Below are 18,058 nucleotides of genomic sequence, written 5' to 3' on the forward strand. Positions count from 1 at the left end.
CAATTTTGAAACTAAATATTTCGGGAGGGGTAAAACATTCTCCACAATCATTATTATTACAACTTTGTGAAATTATCATTATTAGACATAATACAAAATAGATTTTTTTCATTCTAAGTATTTAATATTTTGTGTTATTCGTTACTCTTCTTCTTTTTCAAAATTACGAGCATTTTTCTCACATGTTAAACATTGATTTTTCGTTTTTTTAAATATTTGCCAACGGTTTTGGCTAGGCTTTGTGCGGGATTGAAAATCGGCCAGATTTTCGAACACGTACTAAGCCGAAGCTTTTTGTTTGGATTTGTTTCTTTGATTTCACAAAGCCAAATCAACAAGATTTGGCGACCTAGTAAATATAGACAAAACTTTGAATTTGGCACAAAACCCGCATTAAGTTTAGCCGGTGTTGGCTAATGTTTTTCATTTTCTAATTTATAGATTTCTCCATTATTATTTACATTATATTTCCACCAATAGTTAGTATAATTTACAGATTTATCTAAGTGAATTAATGATCTTTTAGGATTCTTTTTTAAAAACTGAACTACATATAATTTCTTTTTATTTATAGGTAAAAGTTTTTTTGAAAACTCTCCAAAAATAGAGTGTTTATACTCAATAGGTTTATTGTTGTTCCAATAAGTAAAATAGATTTCTCCTTTTTCAACTTTAGTTATTTTTCCTAATACATAACTACAATCTTCAGAATCTAAAAAAAAAGGAAGTTTTCGAATACGAATATTTTTATAATTATTGTATTCACATTCAATCATTAACCTTTCTCCAATAGTGTGATAACCAGATATGTTAGTTTTATATATTGTATCGTTAATAGTATATTTTATTACCGAATGTAGTAATCCTTTTCCTCCACCAATTTCTTTGTCAACAACAAGAGCATCAACTTCAACAATCTTTTTATTGTTCCAACTTTCATAATCTTTGTATTGGTATGTTTTATATAATACAACTATAAATGAAACAATTACAAAAAGACTTATCGTAAAAATTAAAATTTCTTTTTTTAAATTTCTATGATTGTTTTTCATTAATTTTCGAAATATAATTTAATTAAAAATATATATAAAGTTTTCATTTTTAAATATTTGCCAACGGTTTTGGCTAGGCTTTGTGCGGGATTGAAAATCGACGAGATTTTCGAACACGTACTAAGCCGAAGCTTTTTGTTTGGTTTTGTTTCTTTGGTTTTCACAAAGCCAAATCAACAAGATTTGGCAACTTAGTAAATATACACAAAACTTTGATTTAGAACTAAACCCGCATGAAGTTTAGCCGGTGTTGGCTAACGTTTTTTCTAATAAGTATTCGAAATAGAGTTTACTTAATGTTTACTAGCTATTTTAATATCGTTTAATAATTCGTTCAATTCACTTTCTTTTTCAGGAAATAATAGTTTAGCTCTTTCATAACGTCTCATAGCTTCCTTACAGTTTTCGATATTATCTTTGGAGTCACATATCTGTATTAAAGTCCATATCAGTTTAAAATGAGCTTTGTAGCCTTCAGGGTAACTTTTAATAGCGGATTCATAATTTTGGATTGCTATTTTCCATTTTTTACTTTTAGCGTACATTTCACCAATTTTTAAACTAAAATAATATTCGTTTTGTAATTTAATTTGAGTTTTATTAGGTTTCACATTTTCATGGTTACTAAAGAAATTTATATAGATGAAAAATGAAATACATAATATTGCAAGAGAAGAAAATAAGTATATACTTTTTATTGTTTTTTCTTTTTCAATAATTCGTTTTTCACGTATAATTTTTAGTTCTTCTTCTGAAGTTTCTTTTATTTCAAATTTTGATTTTTTTGTGCTTTTTTCATTCAAGTACTTTGATTTTTCTTTAAACGAATTTTTATTTTTCAATAAACTTCTATTGTTTTTCGAACTATTGTTCATGAATTGCATAAATCCACCGCCTCCACTCATAATTTCAAAGTTTTATTTTTCATGTTTGCCAACGGTTTTGGCTAGGCTTTGTGCGGGAAGAAAATCGGCCAGATTTTCGATTACGGACTAAGCCGAAGCTTTTTGTTTGGATTTGTTTCTTTGATTTCACAAAGCCAAATCAACAAGATTTGGCGACTTAGTAAATATACACAAAACTTTGATTTAGAACTAAACCCGCATGAAGTTTAGCCGGTGTTGGTAGTAGTTTTTTTCTTATTAAAATTTAATTTCCATCCATGAAGTGTAATTCTGAACAAAATAAAAAATCCAATAACAGAAAAAAATACAGCTAATATGAAATCTAGAATTATCAAATACTCTGTTAATTCCCATTTTCGATTGTTATAAAAATCATTCGTTTTTTGTAAGTCTAAAACAGTTATATTCTCACTTTCTTTTAGGTCATTCTCATTTAAATAATGTTGAGTAATATTATTATTCAGGTTTAAACTAAAATATTTGTTATTATTTGTTTTTCCATAAACTTTATTATTTTTCAATTGTAAGTCAGTAATGTCGCTTAATAAAGTTTCTTCATTACATTTTAGAAAAGCTTTGTCAGTAATATCAATCATTAATATTTCACAAGAATTATTCAATGGTACATACCAAGAATCTCCAATTCCAATGTCTATATTTTTAGTTTCAGAAATAACTAGTCCTCCAATTAATAAGATGAAAAAAAAAGAATATAAAATTTGAAAAGGAGCAACAACAGCAATAAATACTTTTCTTTTCTTTTTTTCATTGTTAGATAAAAAGTATGTTAAAATTCCTGATATAAGAGCTATAATAGAACTAACAATGAATATTAAAATAATAGGAATTATTATTCCTAAAATGATTCCCATTATAAATGCCATTTCATTTCTGGTTTTTAATTACTACCAACGGTTTTGGCTAGGCTTTGTACGGGATTGAAAATCGACAAGATTTTCGAACACGGACTAAGCCGAAGCTTTTTGTTTGGATTTGTTTCTTTTGGTTTCACAAAGCCAAATCAACAAGATTTGGCGACTTAGTAAATATACACAAAACTTTGAGAAAGCACAGAACCCGCATGAAGTTTAGCCGGTGTTGGGCATAGTATTTATTAATTAATAATCATATTGATTAATGAAATCATAAAATTCATTAAATGAATTACATTTTTTCTTCATTTCTTCAATTGAAATTGAATCTGCAAGTATTGAATTGTGTTTAGTATTTAAATATATTTTTGTTTTATTAGAACATTGGTAAACTAATTCTCCAATTTTTTCTTTTGGTGAAGCAATGTTTTCAGGTAAACTAGATATTTTGGGTTTCAAATAGAGTTTTAATGAATTTTTTATTCCCATAGGATCACTTAAAAACCAACCTTCTATTTCTTCAACTGGAACACATACATAGTTATATTTTGCAGGACTATTTTTTATAGATGTATTTAGTTCAGATTTAAGAACTGCTAAATTATTTCTATCTAAATCATGAACTAATATAATCATATCGCAACCTCTTTGATGTAAAATATTAGCATAACTAGATGCTTTCCTTTTAATTTTCCCACAACCATTTCCTATTGCTTTTTTAAAGGATAAATTACTTTTATTAGTTATTCTTGATATTATTTTTTTAAAAGAGTCGAAGTCACTGTTATCTTCAACAATTAATCCAATACATTTTATTTTCTTTTTACTCATCGTCAAACCCTCCTTCTTTCCAATATTCCCCTAAATTCCCTGATGTTTGCAAATATTCTTTTAAAACTTTATATTCATTTTTAGATAAAGTTTTAGTTAATGATTGAGCTTTTGTCCCTTGATTTTCTTTTTTATTTACAAGTAAAATATTATTTGGTTTTAGCATGTCAAGCACATAATCTGAATGAGTACTTATTATTATTTGTTTTTGATGTGATTGTTGTTTAACAAGTTCAATTATACTATTCAGCAACCCATGATGTACACTTACTTCAGGTTCTTCTATCAGTAAAACATCGCTACTATCATTTAGAATGTAAAATACAAGAGCTAAAGTTTTAAAGGTACCTTCAGATAATTGGTTTGGTGATAAACTCAAACCATCAATTTTTATTGAAGGGACAATAATTTTTTTGAAATTTTCTATTTTTTGAATTTCACCACCAGTTTTTACTTTATATGAGCTACTTGGTATTTGATGGACATGAAATTTTATATCTTGTATCAACTCCAATCCACTTTCACCAACTGTATTAAGGAATAAATTGAAGGTAGGTAATGATGTTTTTTTTGCAGTATATAAATCATGTATAAATTTTTCATGGACATCAGATTTTCTTCTTTGAGAAGAAATTCGGAAATCACTTAATTCTAATGATACAGGGCATTTACTTGGGTCAGAAAATTGAGTTGCGCTGTAATAACTTATATTAGCTAAGCTTTTAATTAAATCAACAGAAAATTTAATTGATTCATTTTGATATCTTTTAGGTAAATCTTGAAAATTTCTTTTTTCATCAATGAATTCTGATATGTCATAAGCTTCTGGAATAATTTTATTCCATTTTCTAGCATTACTTCCTTCAAATCTATATTTAATTTCATAGAAATTTATAACATCAATATTTCTTTCATTTGTTTCGTAATAGAAATCAGCCCTAACAAATGTCATCCTATTATTAATATATATTTCGAGATTTATTTGAGTTTTTGAAAACTCTTCTTTAGCAATTTCATTAAAAAAACGACGGTTACTTTTTATTTTATTGAATAATTGAAGCCCGTATAAGATGTTACTTTTACCAACACCATTAATTCCAATTAATGCTGTTAAGTTTTCATTCATATTGAATACTGTATGAATACATGACCTATAATTTCTTATTTCAAATTTAAATATTTTCATTTCGTTTATATTATGCCCAACGGTTTTGGCTAGGCTTTGTGCGGGATTGAAAATCTGCGGATTTTCGAACACGTACTAAGCCGAAGCTTTTTGTTTGGTTTTGTTTCTTTGTTTTCACAAAGCCAAATCAACAAGATTTGGCGACCTAGTAAATATACACAAAACTTTGAAATAGGACGGAAACCCGCATGAAGTTTAGCCGGTGTTGTACACAGTTATTTTAATTTAGTATCCAATTAATTAAATCTTCTTTATTAATAATTGACCAACTATGAGGATGTCTTTCTCCGTCAGCTCTATAACCTTTGTTTTTGGTAGGAATATATTCTACTTCTTTAAAGTTATGTCTTTTTAAAGATTCGTATAATTTTTTTATGTGAAAAGCATTCATTTGTTCATAATCTGCCATTCGATTCTCTTTCCACCAAATAGTATCAGGTTCAGTATATAATCTGATTTTTGTTTTATTAAGTTTTTTTAGATTTTTAATATAATCTGTTTCAAGGGTGTAAGTAGAATATTTTTCATATTTAGAAATTCCTTTTTCTGGATTGCCTAGTTTTTTTTCTAAAGTATTAATTAGCCATTTACTTTCCTCAACAGATACACTTGAGAAATCTCTTGAAATATTCTTTTTAGAAGCTTTATACAATTCTAATAAGTCAATTGGTGAGTCAACAATAAAAACTCCTTTAGGATCTATATAAAACTCTTTCATTCCAATTATATAGTTGCTAATTTGTAAACTCATTATTCCACCACTTGAAAAACCTCCGATGTAAATATCTTTTTTGTTTAAATTATGCTTTTCTAAAGTTTCTTGTAAAAGTTTAGCAAGTTCTTTTTTTTCAAATTCTTCAAGCCATAACTTTTTACTATAATTCATTAATATCAAAGTGATTTGATTTTTTTTGGTAATGTCTAGAATTTTAAATTCTCGTTTAATATCTGTTGGATTTTCTCCGAAACCACCAAACAAAATTAATACAGCTTTTGTGTCACCAATGGTTTTAATTAATTCAAAATTTGATGTTTCAAAGGTTTCAGTATTAATTTCTTTCCTAATTGATTTTTTTTCAGACTTACAAGAAAATAGAGTTACAGAAAAGAATATTAAGACTAAAATTTTTTTCATTTTAATTGTGTACAACGGTTTTGGCTAGGCTTTGTGCGGGGTTGAAAATCGACAAGATTTTCGAACACGTACTAAGCCGAAGCTTTTTGTTTGGTTTTGTTTCTTTGATTTCACAAAGCCAAATCAACAAGATTTGGCGACTTAGTAAATATATACAAAACTTTGAGAAAGCACTAAACCCGCATGAAGTTTAGCCGGTGTTAGCTTTAGTTTTTTCCAAACCATTTTTTTAATATACTAACTTTCTTTACTGGTTCTTTTTTTTCAATTTTTATCTCTTTAACTAATGGTTTCTCTTTAACTTTAAAAAAATCTGAGATTTCTTTTTCGTGCCATTTAAAAATATCAGTAGAACTTGCCCAAATACAATCGGAGGCAATTTCAATATATTCCTCTGGTATCCACGAATAAAGTAAGCCGTTTTCAAGATGAAACCATGTATCTATAGGTAATAAATCATGTTCGTCAGCAAAACCTTCTGTCACAATTTCACAATACCCTTCCCAGAGAGCATCGTAATAATTGGATATTAATATTCTACCAGATACTTCAACTTCATAATCGCCTACTAAAGCTTCTCTTTTCAAATGTATTTGTTTGTCGAAAATATTTAGAATGGTAGTTTTTTCATTTATTGGGTTATTTATCCATTTTGTAGTTATGAATGATTCTTGATTGTAGGAAGCATCATATTTTTCAAACTTAAAAATATACTCATTATCAATTTTAAAATTCAAAGTTCTTAAATCGGTTGTTTGATTTTCACTCAATTTATATTTAGTTATATATTTTTGAGTTACAGCTAAGTTGTCTAAAAAAACTTTTTGTGTTGTCTCCATTTGAATTCTAGTTTTTTTTAAATCAGCAGAGTAATTAAAGCTAACGGTTTTGGCTAGCAAACGAAGCGTTTGATAAGCCGATTAATTTTCGACCTAAAATACAGAAAAAAGAAGAAAACTAACCTTGGGAAAGCACAAAATTAGCTTTGTTTGTTAGCCGGTGTTAACTTATGCAGTTTTTCACAAAGAAATATTGAATTGAAAAACAGCATTTTCCGATTTAAGCGTAACGACATTAAAATCGCGTTTCTACGATAATTTTCACGTTTTCCCTGTAAATATTTATCGATTAAAGATTCATTATTAACGAAGACATTTAGCGCACAGTTCAGAACGTAATGATTAAAAGCTATTTTTCTCAGCCAATAAAATTTATCAAATGATCTAAACTTCTCAAACAAAACTTATGCGTACAGTTTAAAACGTTCTAATTTTCAGCGAAAAGATGGTTTAAAATATATCGACTACCGATTAATTTTCAATGAAACAATTTTAGCGCACAGTTTAAAACGCAACGATTAAAAGTTTTTAGTTTTCAGTTAAAAACAAAGTTTCAGATTTAAAAATTTTGCGTGAGCATTGATTTCAAATAGATAAAAAACCTTTCATTTAAACCACTGCGAAAAATTCCAACAGGAATTTCAGCGCTGTTTAAGTTAACGGTTTTGGCTAGGCTTTGTGCGGGAAGAAAATCGACAAGATTTTCGAACACGCAACTAAGCCGAAGCTTTTTGTTTGGTTTTGTTTCTTTTGTTATCACAAAGCCAAATCAACAAGATTTGGCGACATAGTAAATATACACAAAACTTTGAAGTAAGCACAAAACCCGCATGAAGTTTAGCCGGTGTTACCTATAGTATTTTTCAAACTGATTTTTTGATTAAAAATGTCATGTTAAAAAAGTAAAGTTTCAAAGAAAGTATTTACTTCACACAGCTACAAAAATTTAGAATTGTTAAAGTTCTTAATCATGATAATTTTTCAAAAGAAATATGATTTCACACAACTACGATAATTTCCTACACGTTTCTACTGTTTTAATTTATCAAGAACTAGATAACTTTTTATGTTTAGTTAATGTTTCAAAAACTAGTAATTTTACGAACCTACGATAATTTCCTATACGTTTTTACTGTTGTTTATTTATCAAGAAAACATGAGTTTTTAAGTTTAAATAATTTCTCAAAAACTTAATGTTTTTAGCAGTTATGGTTTTTTAAACCCAACTTTTTTGTCAGGAATTCTATGTTTTTTCAGCAATAAAAATGTTAATTTATTTAAAGAGATATTTTGCTTAAATTTTTATACACAACAAAAAAGTGAATAATTTTCAGACAAGAAAATGATATTTTATTTATGATAAATTTCAAAATAGGAGAGTAGTAAAAAGTTTCAAATTATAGTAATAATTCAACGGAAAACGCTGCTACGATTTTATTTTAGGTAACGTGTTTGTGTAAGGATAGTTGCGTGTGCGAGCAACTAACTTACTAAAAATGGTACGAACCATAGAAAAATCCGCAAGGTTTTCCAAGTAGGCTAGAACCAAGCAATTATTTTTACACGGTGTTGGCAACTGTTATTTTTTTAATTCGTCTATTTAATGTTTTCAAAGTATATGTTTTCTATTTTATTTGCTTTATTATAAACTATATGTATATAATAAAGTTTTTCTTTCGAATGTTTATAACTAAGTCTTAGGTTAGAAGTATTATTCTTTCCAGATATAACTTTAGAATCAACAAACTTAATCTCGTCAGAATAATTAATCTTATTAATTATAGATTGAAGTACACTATCTGTTAATTGTTCTAATATTGAAGCAGAAAAAAAGGCTTTTATTTGTTCAAAATTAGATGTATTTACTGCTTTAAAAAATTTAGAACTAATTTTGTCTAGAGAATTAAATCTATCAGAATAAAAAATTTCTGTTAGTTTATTATGTAATTCATTTCCCCTTACGTTTTGAGCTATAATAAGCCCATTTTCGTCAATTAAAAAATTATTTGGCACACTATGAACTCCATAAGTAAATGCAGCAGTATTTGAATTTCCTTTTAAGTCACTTACGTTTTCCCATTTGAGATTATCTTCCTTAATTGCTTTTATCCAATTATTCTTATTATTATCTAGGGATACAGCAAATATTTCAAATCCTTTAGTGTTGAATTCTTCGTAAGTTTTTAAAAGGTTTGGATTTTCTTGACGACAAGGTACACACCAAGAAGCCCAAAATTCAAGAAGTATTGTTTTTCCTTTAAAAGTGGAGAGTTTTTTAGAATTACCATTAATATCATTCATTTCAAAATCTATGAAATGGTCTCCAATTTTTACATATTCATTTAATTTGATATAATCCGCAATTACCTTTCCAAACTCAGAGTTTTTGTTGTTTAATGATAATTTTTTAAAAAAAGCAGTGCTTTTTTCTTTGCCAAGTGCATACATGTTGAACGCTAATAAAGCACTGCTAATATTACTTTCAGGATTTTTTTCAATAAACTCAATATCTACTTTTAGTTTTTCTTTTTCAGAGAGGCTTTTTTTAGTATCGTTTAGTTTTTGAAATATATCTTGTGTTTTTGAACCTGTAATTTTAGCATCGTTAAAACTTGTATTAGAAGCATCAAAAGTCATTGTGCTGTTTTCTAACCACAAATATTTATATTCAGATTTGTTTTCTAATACAAGCAATGATGGAGCGTTTTCTAATTCAATTTCAAACAAAAATGAATTATTTTTTACTACAGAAGAATCTACTCTTTTATTAGTTAGTGGACTTACTAAATATAACTTCGTTCCGTCTTTTAAGTTGTCGGTTTTTCCTTTAAAATTACAACTGTCTTTTTGTTTTATATTACAAGAAACTAGTAGTAATAAAGTTAAAATTGAAATAGTGTTTTTCATTGTTTAGTAATTGTTTCCAACGATTTTGGCTAGGCTTTGTGCGGGCTTGAAAATCGATAAGATTTTCGAACACGCACAAAGCCGAAGCTTTTTGTTTGGATTTGTTTCTTTGGTTTCACAAAGCCAAATCAACAAGATTTGGCGACTTAGTAAATATACACAAAACTTTGAGAAAGCACAGAACCCGCATGAAGTTTAGCCGGTGTTGCCAAAAGTTTTTTATTCATTTATGTAATTGTCAATTGTATTTAATAATTGATTTTCAAAATTGTAAATATCATCAATTGTTTCAATTTTTTCCTTTAGTTCATTTTTGTCTTGATCAAATAAACTTATATATTTTATACCTCCATTTAAATGAAGTCTACAAATAGGCTTTCTATTATTATCGTCTAATAAAATTCCAAAATATGATTGTGTGTCCCTGTATACAATTCTAGCTTTTGGTAATTTTCTTCTCAATATTGCAACTACAATTTGATAACCTTCTATTTCTTCTTCAGTAGTTTCAATTTTACTTTTTGGAGATTCTTCAATTACTTCTTCTTCCGCTTGTTGTTTTTCTTGTTCCTTGTTTAATGCAGAATTTAATCTATCATTAACTTTTTCACTAATAATTTGGTTGAAAGCTTTATTTACTATTTCTGTAAATTCTTCCATTATTTTAGCTGTTAAACGACCACCATAAGCTCTGTTAGCGAATAATTTTATAAATTCTTGTGTTGGATTAGTAATTTCTTCATCAATTAAAGATTTAACTTCTCTAGTGTATTTAAGATTACTTGCATTATCTACAATTTGTGAAACATTAAATTTTGATTTATGAAATTTCTCAATTTCTTTAATTGTATTTTCTTTAAGTTTAGTTATATCAAATTCTAAAAATGGTTTTTCGTCCATTTTGTTTGTTTCATCTAAATCTGTGTAAAATTTGTATATAATTCCATTTGTAAGAAGTGCAAATCTTGTTTTAGTAACGTGAAAATATCTAAACAATTGAGAGTTATGAATATTTAAATCTTGTTTCCAATTTTTACACTCAATAATTAAAATAGGATTTTCATTTTGGAAAATAGCATAATCTACTTTTTCACCTTTTTTTAATCCTAAATCTGCTGTAAATTCTGGTATTACTTCTGTAGGGTTAAAAATATCATAGCCTAAAATGTTTATGAAAGGCATAATAAAAGCATTTTTTGTAGCTTCCTCTGTTTCAATTTTATCTTTTAATTGTTCAATTTTCTCAGATAATCCTTTTAATTGAGAGTGTAATTCCATATCTATTTTTTATTAAATTATTTTTTTCGAAATTTTTGGCAACGGTTTTGGCTAGGCTTTGTGCGGGGTTGAAAATCGACAAGATTTTCGAACACGTACTAAGCCGAAGCTTTTTGTTTGGATTTGTTTCTTTTGATTTCACAAAGCCAAATCAACAAGATTTGGCGACCTAGTAAATATAAGCAAAACTTTGAAGTTAGAACCAAACCCGCATGAAGTTTAGCCGGTGTTGTGCTTAGTGTTTATTCCAATATATAAAGTCCTACATTTTTAGCTTCCTTTAATAAAGGTTCAATTTTTTCTCTGTCAGTATACCATATGATGTTTGTCCAATCCCATTCTTCGGCATACACTGCTGAATATTCAGGCAATAAAAAACTATATCTTCGTCCACTTTGAGACCACAAATTTTCAAAATCACATTTCCTGATAACGTCTTTTAGCAAAGTTGGTTTTTGAATATGGAATCGATAATGTCTTTTATATCTCCATTTGTACAGTTCAGTTTGGTTATAAACACTTTCTATAAAGGATTTAAATTTTTGTCTCCGATTTTTAAGTTCTTCTGAATCTTCATCAATGAAAATTTTATTTTCAGCTTCTTCTTGTGATAACCAATGGTCAAATACACAAATGAAAATTTTCTTATAGATTCCACTTTCAATAAAAGAGTCATCTTCTTCAATTAATCTTTTTAATTCAGGAAGTCTTTGTATTAATACGTTTAAGTTCTATTTCAGGAATATTTACATTCATTTATTCGTTTTTCTCGCATTAAGCACAACGGTTTTGGCTAGGATTAGTGCGGGTGAAAATCGCCAAGATTTTCGAACACGTACTAAGCTGAAGCTTTTTGTTTGGATTTGTTTCTTTTAGTTTAACAAAGCCAAATCAACAAGATTTGGCGACCTAGTAAATATAGAAAAAACATTGGAGTTAAAACTCAAGCCCGCATTAATTTTAGCCGGTGTTGTACACTGGCTAATTCAGTTTTTTTATGATGATTTTCTTTAGTTTTATTCCGTAATTAATTCTCAAAAACATTAATATTTCGAAAATACTAAATATGGAAATTATCCAAAAACCATATAAAGGAATTCTTTTCGATTGATTTAATGAGTATAAAACTTTATTATCGGTTGAAATAATTTTATAAACATAAGGTTCTTTTTCTTTAAGTTCATTTCTATTTATAAAAATTGATATTTCTTTGGTTTTATTTATTTTTCGGTTGATTGTCTCATAGGTTAAACTATAACAGTTTGAAGTGTTTTTTGGATATTCTAAGATTGATTTTCGGTTATAATTTATTTCATTATACTCAGTTTGTTGTGTACTTTTAAATTCAGAACATTGTCCGATATTTTCTCTCATTATGTAGACCTTATTGTCGTTTAAAAGACTAATTATTAAAGTAGCTCTAACTGATTCAGCCCCATATTTATCTTTTACTTTTTCATAAAATACTTTTGAGTTATTAACTTTTCCTTTATTTTCAATTAGTGAGTTTTCTGATGTAAATATTTGAGAACCAAAAAAATAAAATGCAATTAAAAGAAATAAAATTCCAATAAATAAATGCTCTATTTTTTTCATTTTTGCTTGTGTACAACGGTTTTGGCTAGGCTTTGTGCGGGATTGAAAATCGGCTAGATTTTCGAACACGCAACTAAGCCGAAGCTTTTTGTTTGGATTTGTTTTTTGTGGTTTCACAAAGCCAAATCAACAAGATTTGGCGACTTAGTAAATATACACAAAACTTTGAGAAAGCACAGAACCCGCATGAAGTTTAGCCGGTGTTGTATTTTAGTGGTTTATGGCCTCAAATATTTTAAGTGTTGAAATCTAATATTTTAATTACTGACTGAACTTCATATTTAAATAGTCAATGTTTGAGATATAAATCTCATCGACAATTTGACTTTCAAGTTCACCATCTTTATACGGAAACCTTTCATTAGTGTGATTAATTAATTCAGAAGCAAAAGCAATTCCTGTAAAAGCTACTTTATGTTGATTAATAGAAGCTCTGGCAGGAACTTTATTTTTATTTTTAGATATATGTATTATATTTTTTTTATTATCATAAAGTTTTAGAACGTCACCTAAGGTTGATTTTCCGAGAATAATATTTGTTTTAGTTTTAACTTTAAATGGTTTACTAAACTTAATTGCTTTAATTGTCTGAGAACTGTCTTGCGCAAAATAATAAATAGAAACTCCCATTGTTTTATATTTTATTTCAAGAAATATTGGAAAATTAAACCCTTCTTTTACTTTTCCATTTATAAAATTTCTGTTTGGTACTTGTTCATAATTATTTCCAAAAGCAGATATAATTTCGGGCAATGTTGTTTTATCTATTGGGTATTCTGGTAAACCTATTTTAGCTTCTACATTATGAATCTTTTTCAAATCAATTTTTTGTGCTTGTAAAGAAATTGAAATAGTAATTATTAATAAAGTAATATAAGTTTTCATAGATGAAATTTTAAGTTTAATTGTTTTCAATGAGCATTAATTTTCGACCATTAAATACAACGGTTTTGGCTAGGCTTTGTGTGGGAAGAAAATCGGCAAGATTTTCGAACACGTACTAAGCCGAAGCTTTTTGTTTTGTTTTGTTACTTTGATTTCACAAAGCCAAATCAACAAGATTTGGCGACTTAGTAAATATACACAAAACTTTGAGAAAGAACAGAACCCGCATGAAGTTTAGCCGGTGTTGCCCACTTTACTTTTTTACAAAAACTCTTTTTTCAAACCCATTAGTTTCAATAATTAGTTTGTTTTCAATAATTTGCCCTTTATAAAATCTTTCGAAACTACTAACTCCAATTGTCCATTTTGGGTTTTGATTAGGTTTCAAGTATGGAGTTATTGCTTTCTCAAAGAATTCGTTATTATTCACTTTCAAAGAGAAGCTAAATTGGTTTCCTGCAATTTTAAAGTCATAAATTTCTTTCATAAAGAAACCTGGAAAATATCCTTCTCTAGCTTGGTCAAAATCATCAGTCGTTCCAAAGTAAATTATCCTATTTTTCTCAAATTGTATATAATGATTTTCGACTAGAGCTTCAGTATTGTTCTCGTACTCATATTCATAAACTCCTTCAAGTTGATTTTCAATTGATTTTATTTCAACAATTAGAACAGAGTCTTTTTGTAATATTTCAAATGTATTATTCTCAGCATCTAATTTTACCCCTTTAGCAAAGGAATTCATATCAATTACAAAGAATCCAAAAATAAGGATTAAACAGCTAATTATAATTTGAATTAAATATTTCACGGCAGTATTTTCGTATTGTGGGCAACGGTTTTGGCTAGGCTTTGTGCGGGAAGAAAATCGGCAAGATTTTCGAACACGCACCTAAGCCGAAGCTTTTTGTTTGGTTTTGTTTCTTAGGTTTCACAAAGCCAAATCAATAAGATTTGGCGACCTAGTAAATATACACAAAACTTTGAGAAAGCACAGAACCCGCATGAAGTTTAGCCGGTGTTACCTGCTGGCTTTATATTTTTCTTTTAAATTCAGGTGTACATAGACTTCCAGTTGCTCCACTTCCATAATTTAAAACTATATTTTCTTTATAAAACATACTCATACAATCATCTGAGTATTCTTCTTGTTGTTCAGCAGTTAAATTCTCATCAAATACAGAAAAACTTAGCAGTGCCATACCGCTAAATCCGTATTCAATTTCAACGGGATTTCTATTACTAATTCCGATGCAATTAGCTTTCTCTAATTTATCATAGAGATTGTTAAAAGTTTCTCGATTCCAATTCAGCTTATTTTTAACTAATTCTAAAGACTTAGTCTTACCACCATAATTCTTTTCATATTCGGTTTGTGGCGTTTCAATATAATTATCTATGTAGACATCCCATTGTCCGAATAATTGTTCTCTTTTCGTTGAATTTCCAATTGGTTCATAAACAAATAAGTCGATATTATTTGAGGAATTATATTGAATCCTTACAGTATAATTTTCTGGCACTATGTCACTGAAGTAGTTTTTTAAGTCAACTATTTCATTTGATTTTTCATCAATATTATTTTTCATTCCTTCTATTGAGCACATTCCACAACTTGAAAGGAATATTGCAATAATTAGAACACTTATGACTTGATATATTTTCATTTTTTCAGCTTGCAGGTAACGGTTTTGGCTAGGCTTTGTGCGGGAAGAAAATCGGCCAGATTTTCGGACACGTACTAAGCCGAAGCTTTTTGTTTGGTTTTGTTTCTTTGTTTTCACAAAGCCAAATCAACAAGATTTGGCGACTTAGTAAATATACACAAAACTTTGATTTAGAACTAAACCCGCATGAAGTTTAGCCGGTGTTGGCTGTAGTTTTTTATTTCAGATTTTCAAGTAATTTGTATTTTTCATTAACAAGATTTGATCTTTTCTTTCCGACAGGTTCATTTTTTAATTCTGTCTCAATTTTAATGAATTTATTAGCAAAATCGTAAAATGTTTCAGTTGTTGTAAAGTTTTTCAACCATTTAGTAAAATCATTGAATTCTTCTTGGTTTTTCGAATATTTTAAATTTTCTACTAAACTTGAGTATTCCCAATTAGAACTTTCGGACTTATCAAAGTGTAGTAATTCATTTCCTAAAAACATGTCAATTAAATAAGTATTAGAATAAAATGTTTCTAAAGCTTTTTTCTCAGCAAGTTTAATTTTTTTCTTTTTGAAAAGGGTAATTGTCCATTCAAAGAGAAATATTGGAAATCCAGAATCTTCAGGGAAGTTTTTGTCAAACCAATTAAAATATCTTAGAGCTCCAGAATAATCGTTTAATTTTAAATATAATTCTGGTGGTAAATATCTAAGTCCTCTACCGTCATGATAAAATCCTCCCCAATGTTTTTTATCTGCAGCAAGTTCATGTTTAATTTTTTTGATTTTATTTTGAATTCTTTCGACTTGTTTTGGAGTCATTTTTCGGTCGTTTTTAATTAAAGCCAACGGTTTTGGCTAGGCTTTGTGCGGGGTTGAAAATCGGCCAGATTTTCGAACACGTACTAAGCCGAAGCTTTTTGTTTGGATTTGTTTCTTTGATTTCACAAAGCCAAATCAACAAGATTTGGCGACTTAGTAAATATACACAAAACTTTGGAGTAGGACAGAACCCGCATGAAGTTTAGCCGGTGTTAGCTAAAGATATTTTACCACTCTAATTCAAGTTTAATCTTTAATTTTAAATCTGCTCTTTCAAAATAGACAATTTTACTTTTTTCAGTTCTATAATTATTCAAGCGTATCTCTATGCTATTACTATCATTATTATCTCTATAAAAAGGATCTATATATGAGGTTTCTAATAAATTGTTAGGGTCAATTTTAGGGTTATATATAATGTTTTTATCGTTGTCCACATAATATGGAGTTATTTCAAAAATTAAGGTTGGATTATTTATAATAATATTTTCATTATTTAAATCCCAATAATAATTATTTCCTCGTATTAATGGTTTCGAAAAATACCATTGCTCAATTTTTGAATATGGAGTTCTACATTCTTCAATAAATTTATTTATATAATATTGGAAATATTTAAACTTCTCATTATTATTGAATTCATCATTTTCAAATAATGTTTGTTGATTTTCAAAAGATATAAATTCAATTGAATTTATTTTTACCCCGTTATTATTAAAAGATTCAAAGTAATATTTATTTTGATTAAATCCTGGATTTATTGAATCAGACTTATTTACAATAATATTTAATGTATCATGTTTTTTGTTAATTGTTTCACAGAAAATATATTCAGTTGTTGGCTCAAAGCTTAATGTTCTACTATTGGTTTCAGAATAAATAATTTTACAACTGTTAAACAATTTCTCAGAAGTTATTTTAAAATTTGTTGGTTTGTCAATAAAAATAGTGTCATTAACTGAAGATACTTGAACCTCAAAATTATTTACATTTTGAATAGTGTCATTCTCATTAATTTCTTCTTCAATATTTATTAAATTATTTTCATTACAGCTTAATAATGAGAGTGATATAATAACTAAACTGATTTTTTTCATATTTTTAGCTAACGGTTTTGGCTAGGCTTTGTGCGGGCTTGAAAATCGACAGATTTTCGAACACGTACTAAGCCGAAGCTTTTTGTTTGGTTTTGTTTCTTTGGTTTCACAAAGCCAAATCAACAAGATTTGGCGACTTAGTAAATATACACAAAACTTTGAATTTAGCACAAAACCCGCATGAAGTTTAGCCGGTGTTGCCATTAGTTATTTCAGCCGAATACTCGATTTTATTCGCTCATTTTTAATGTCAAATTTAACAACTTTAGTTTTATGTATTGGACTATCAAATCCGCTGATAATATCATTCTTAAAAGTTCTCAAATCCAAGACTTTGAATTTTGTTCTAAATTTAGTTAGAGTCAATTTTTCTAAATCAAATACTCCAATACGCTGTACTGTTCTCATAAAAGACCTTTCCCAAATCGGAATTGCTAATTTTAATCCGTTTTGATTCCATATTGGTTGTCCTCCGCAAAATTTATCAATTAAAATTTCATCATTTCCATTTATTCGGATTTGGCAGGTTCCAGTCAAAGGTCCGCCCATTGCAATTTCATTCTCATTTGAATATTCAACAGTTGCGTTATTTTCGTTTTTCAATCCGTTTGATAATTTATTTGGAAAATCCCATGGGTTTGGATATTTCAAACTTTGAATGGTATTTCCCAAAATCTGACCTATTGATAATTCGTCAAATTGTAATGCTTGTAGAATAGTTCTTGCTAAATGTTTGTCATTTTTTTTTGCTTTATCAAATTCGTCTAATAAACCGCTTTCATAAAGTCTTTCATTTCCAGTCATTCCTTTTAAATTGACAACGCTATTTGCCTTTTCGTAAATCTGTTCGCGAGTGATTTTCATAATTAATGGCAACGTGTTTGGCTAGGCTTTGTGCGGGAAGAAAATCGGCAAGATTTTCGGACACGTACTAAGCCGAAGCTTTTTGTTTGGTTTTGTTTCTTTGTTTTCACAAAGCCAAATCAACAAGATTTGG

The 18,058-nt window shown here is 28.1% G+C and carries 17 protein-coding genes; all 17 read right to left on the minus strand.

The features are described from left to right. Positions 1-413: 413 nt before the first annotated feature. A complete protein-coding gene (locus tag QVZ41_RS13830) occupies positions 414-1,052 on the minus strand; it encodes a hypothetical protein (RefSeq protein WP_302885230.1) in 639 nt (212 codons plus the stop codon). 293 nt (positions 1,053-1,345) lie between these two features. Continuing rightward, the gene (locus QVZ41_RS13835) at positions 1,346-1,957 is read right to left on the minus strand and encodes a tetratricopeptide repeat protein (RefSeq protein ID WP_302885231.1); all 612 of its coding nucleotides are present in this window, start codon (positions 1,955-1,957) and stop codon (positions 1,346-1,348) included. 206 nt (positions 1,958-2,163) lie between these two features. Next, positions 2,164-2,841, minus strand: a complete 678-nt coding sequence (locus QVZ41_RS13840) for a hypothetical protein (protein WP_302885232.1) — start codon at positions 2,839-2,841, stop codon at positions 2,164-2,166. Between the two features lie 234 nt (positions 2,842-3,075). Next, a complete protein-coding gene (locus QVZ41_RS13845) occupies positions 3,076-3,660 on the minus strand; it encodes a DUF4276 family protein (RefSeq protein WP_302885233.1) in 585 nt (194 codons plus the stop codon). Next, positions 3,653-4,846 (minus strand): AAA family ATPase, encoded by a 1,194-nt coding sequence (locus QVZ41_RS13850; RefSeq protein WP_302885234.1) that lies wholly within the window; start codon positions 4,844-4,846, stop codon positions 3,653-3,655. Before QVZ41_RS13850 ends, QVZ41_RS13845 begins: the two co-directional genes overlap by 8 nt. A 220-nt stretch (positions 4,847-5,066) precedes the next feature. Then, entirely contained in the window at positions 5,067-5,981 is a 915-nt protein-coding gene (locus QVZ41_RS13855; RefSeq protein WP_302885235.1) for a hypothetical protein, read from the minus strand. Positions 5,982-6,187: 206 nt separating this feature from the next. Next, entirely contained in the window at positions 6,188-6,820 is a 633-nt protein-coding gene (locus QVZ41_RS13860; protein ID WP_302885236.1) for a hypothetical protein, read from the minus strand. A gap of 1,596 nt (positions 6,821-8,416) precedes the next feature. After that, positions 8,417-9,727, minus strand: a complete 1,311-nt coding sequence (locus tag QVZ41_RS13865; protein ID WP_302885237.1) for a TlpA disulfide reductase family protein — start codon at positions 9,725-9,727, stop codon at positions 8,417-8,419. A 219-nt stretch (positions 9,728-9,946) separates the two neighbouring features. Next, positions 9,947-11,005, minus strand: a complete 1,059-nt coding sequence (locus QVZ41_RS13870) for a type I restriction endonuclease (protein WP_302885239.1) — start codon at positions 11,003-11,005, stop codon at positions 9,947-9,949. 242 nt (positions 11,006-11,247) lie between these two features. Beyond that, positions 11,248-11,451, minus strand: a complete 204-nt coding sequence (locus QVZ41_RS13875) for a hypothetical protein (protein ID WP_302885240.1) — start codon at positions 11,449-11,451, stop codon at positions 11,248-11,250. Between the two features lie 535 nt (positions 11,452-11,986). After that, positions 11,987-12,718, minus strand: coding sequence for a hypothetical protein (locus tag QVZ41_RS13880; protein WP_302885241.1), 732 nt, complete (start codon positions 12,716-12,718; stop codon positions 11,987-11,989). A 144-nt stretch (positions 12,719-12,862) separates the two neighbouring features. Continuing rightward, entirely contained in the window at positions 12,863-13,486 is a 624-nt protein-coding gene (locus tag QVZ41_RS13885; protein ID WP_302885242.1) for a hypothetical protein, read from the minus strand. 253 nt (positions 13,487-13,739) lie between these two features. After that, positions 13,740-14,297: a hypothetical protein gene (locus tag QVZ41_RS13890; protein ID WP_302885243.1), complete on the minus strand. Its 558-nt coding sequence runs from the start codon at positions 14,295-14,297 to the stop codon at positions 13,740-13,742. A gap of 223 nt (positions 14,298-14,520) precedes the next feature. Next, complete coding sequence (locus tag QVZ41_RS13895; protein ID WP_302885244.1) at positions 14,521-15,270, minus strand: hypothetical protein; 750 nt, start codon at positions 15,268-15,270, stop codon at positions 14,521-14,523. Positions 15,271-15,370: 100 nt separating this feature from the next. Beyond that, entirely contained in the window at positions 15,371-15,991 is a 621-nt protein-coding gene (locus QVZ41_RS13900) for a hypothetical protein (RefSeq protein ID WP_302885245.1), read from the minus strand. A gap of 200 nt (positions 15,992-16,191) precedes the next feature. Next, a complete protein-coding gene (locus QVZ41_RS13905) occupies positions 16,192-17,061 on the minus strand; it encodes a hypothetical protein (protein WP_302885246.1) in 870 nt (289 codons plus the stop codon). 207 nt (positions 17,062-17,268) lie between these two features. Beyond that, entirely contained in the window at positions 17,269-17,925 is a 657-nt protein-coding gene (locus QVZ41_RS13910) for a hypothetical protein (protein ID WP_302885247.1), read from the minus strand. Between the last annotated feature and the right edge of the window lie 133 nt (positions 17,926-18,058).

The sequence above is a fragment of the Wenyingzhuangia gilva genome (assembly GCF_030519655.1).
In the GTDB taxonomy this organism is placed as follows: Bacteria; Bacteroidota; Bacteroidia; order Flavobacteriales; family Flavobacteriaceae; genus Wenyingzhuangia; species Wenyingzhuangia gilva.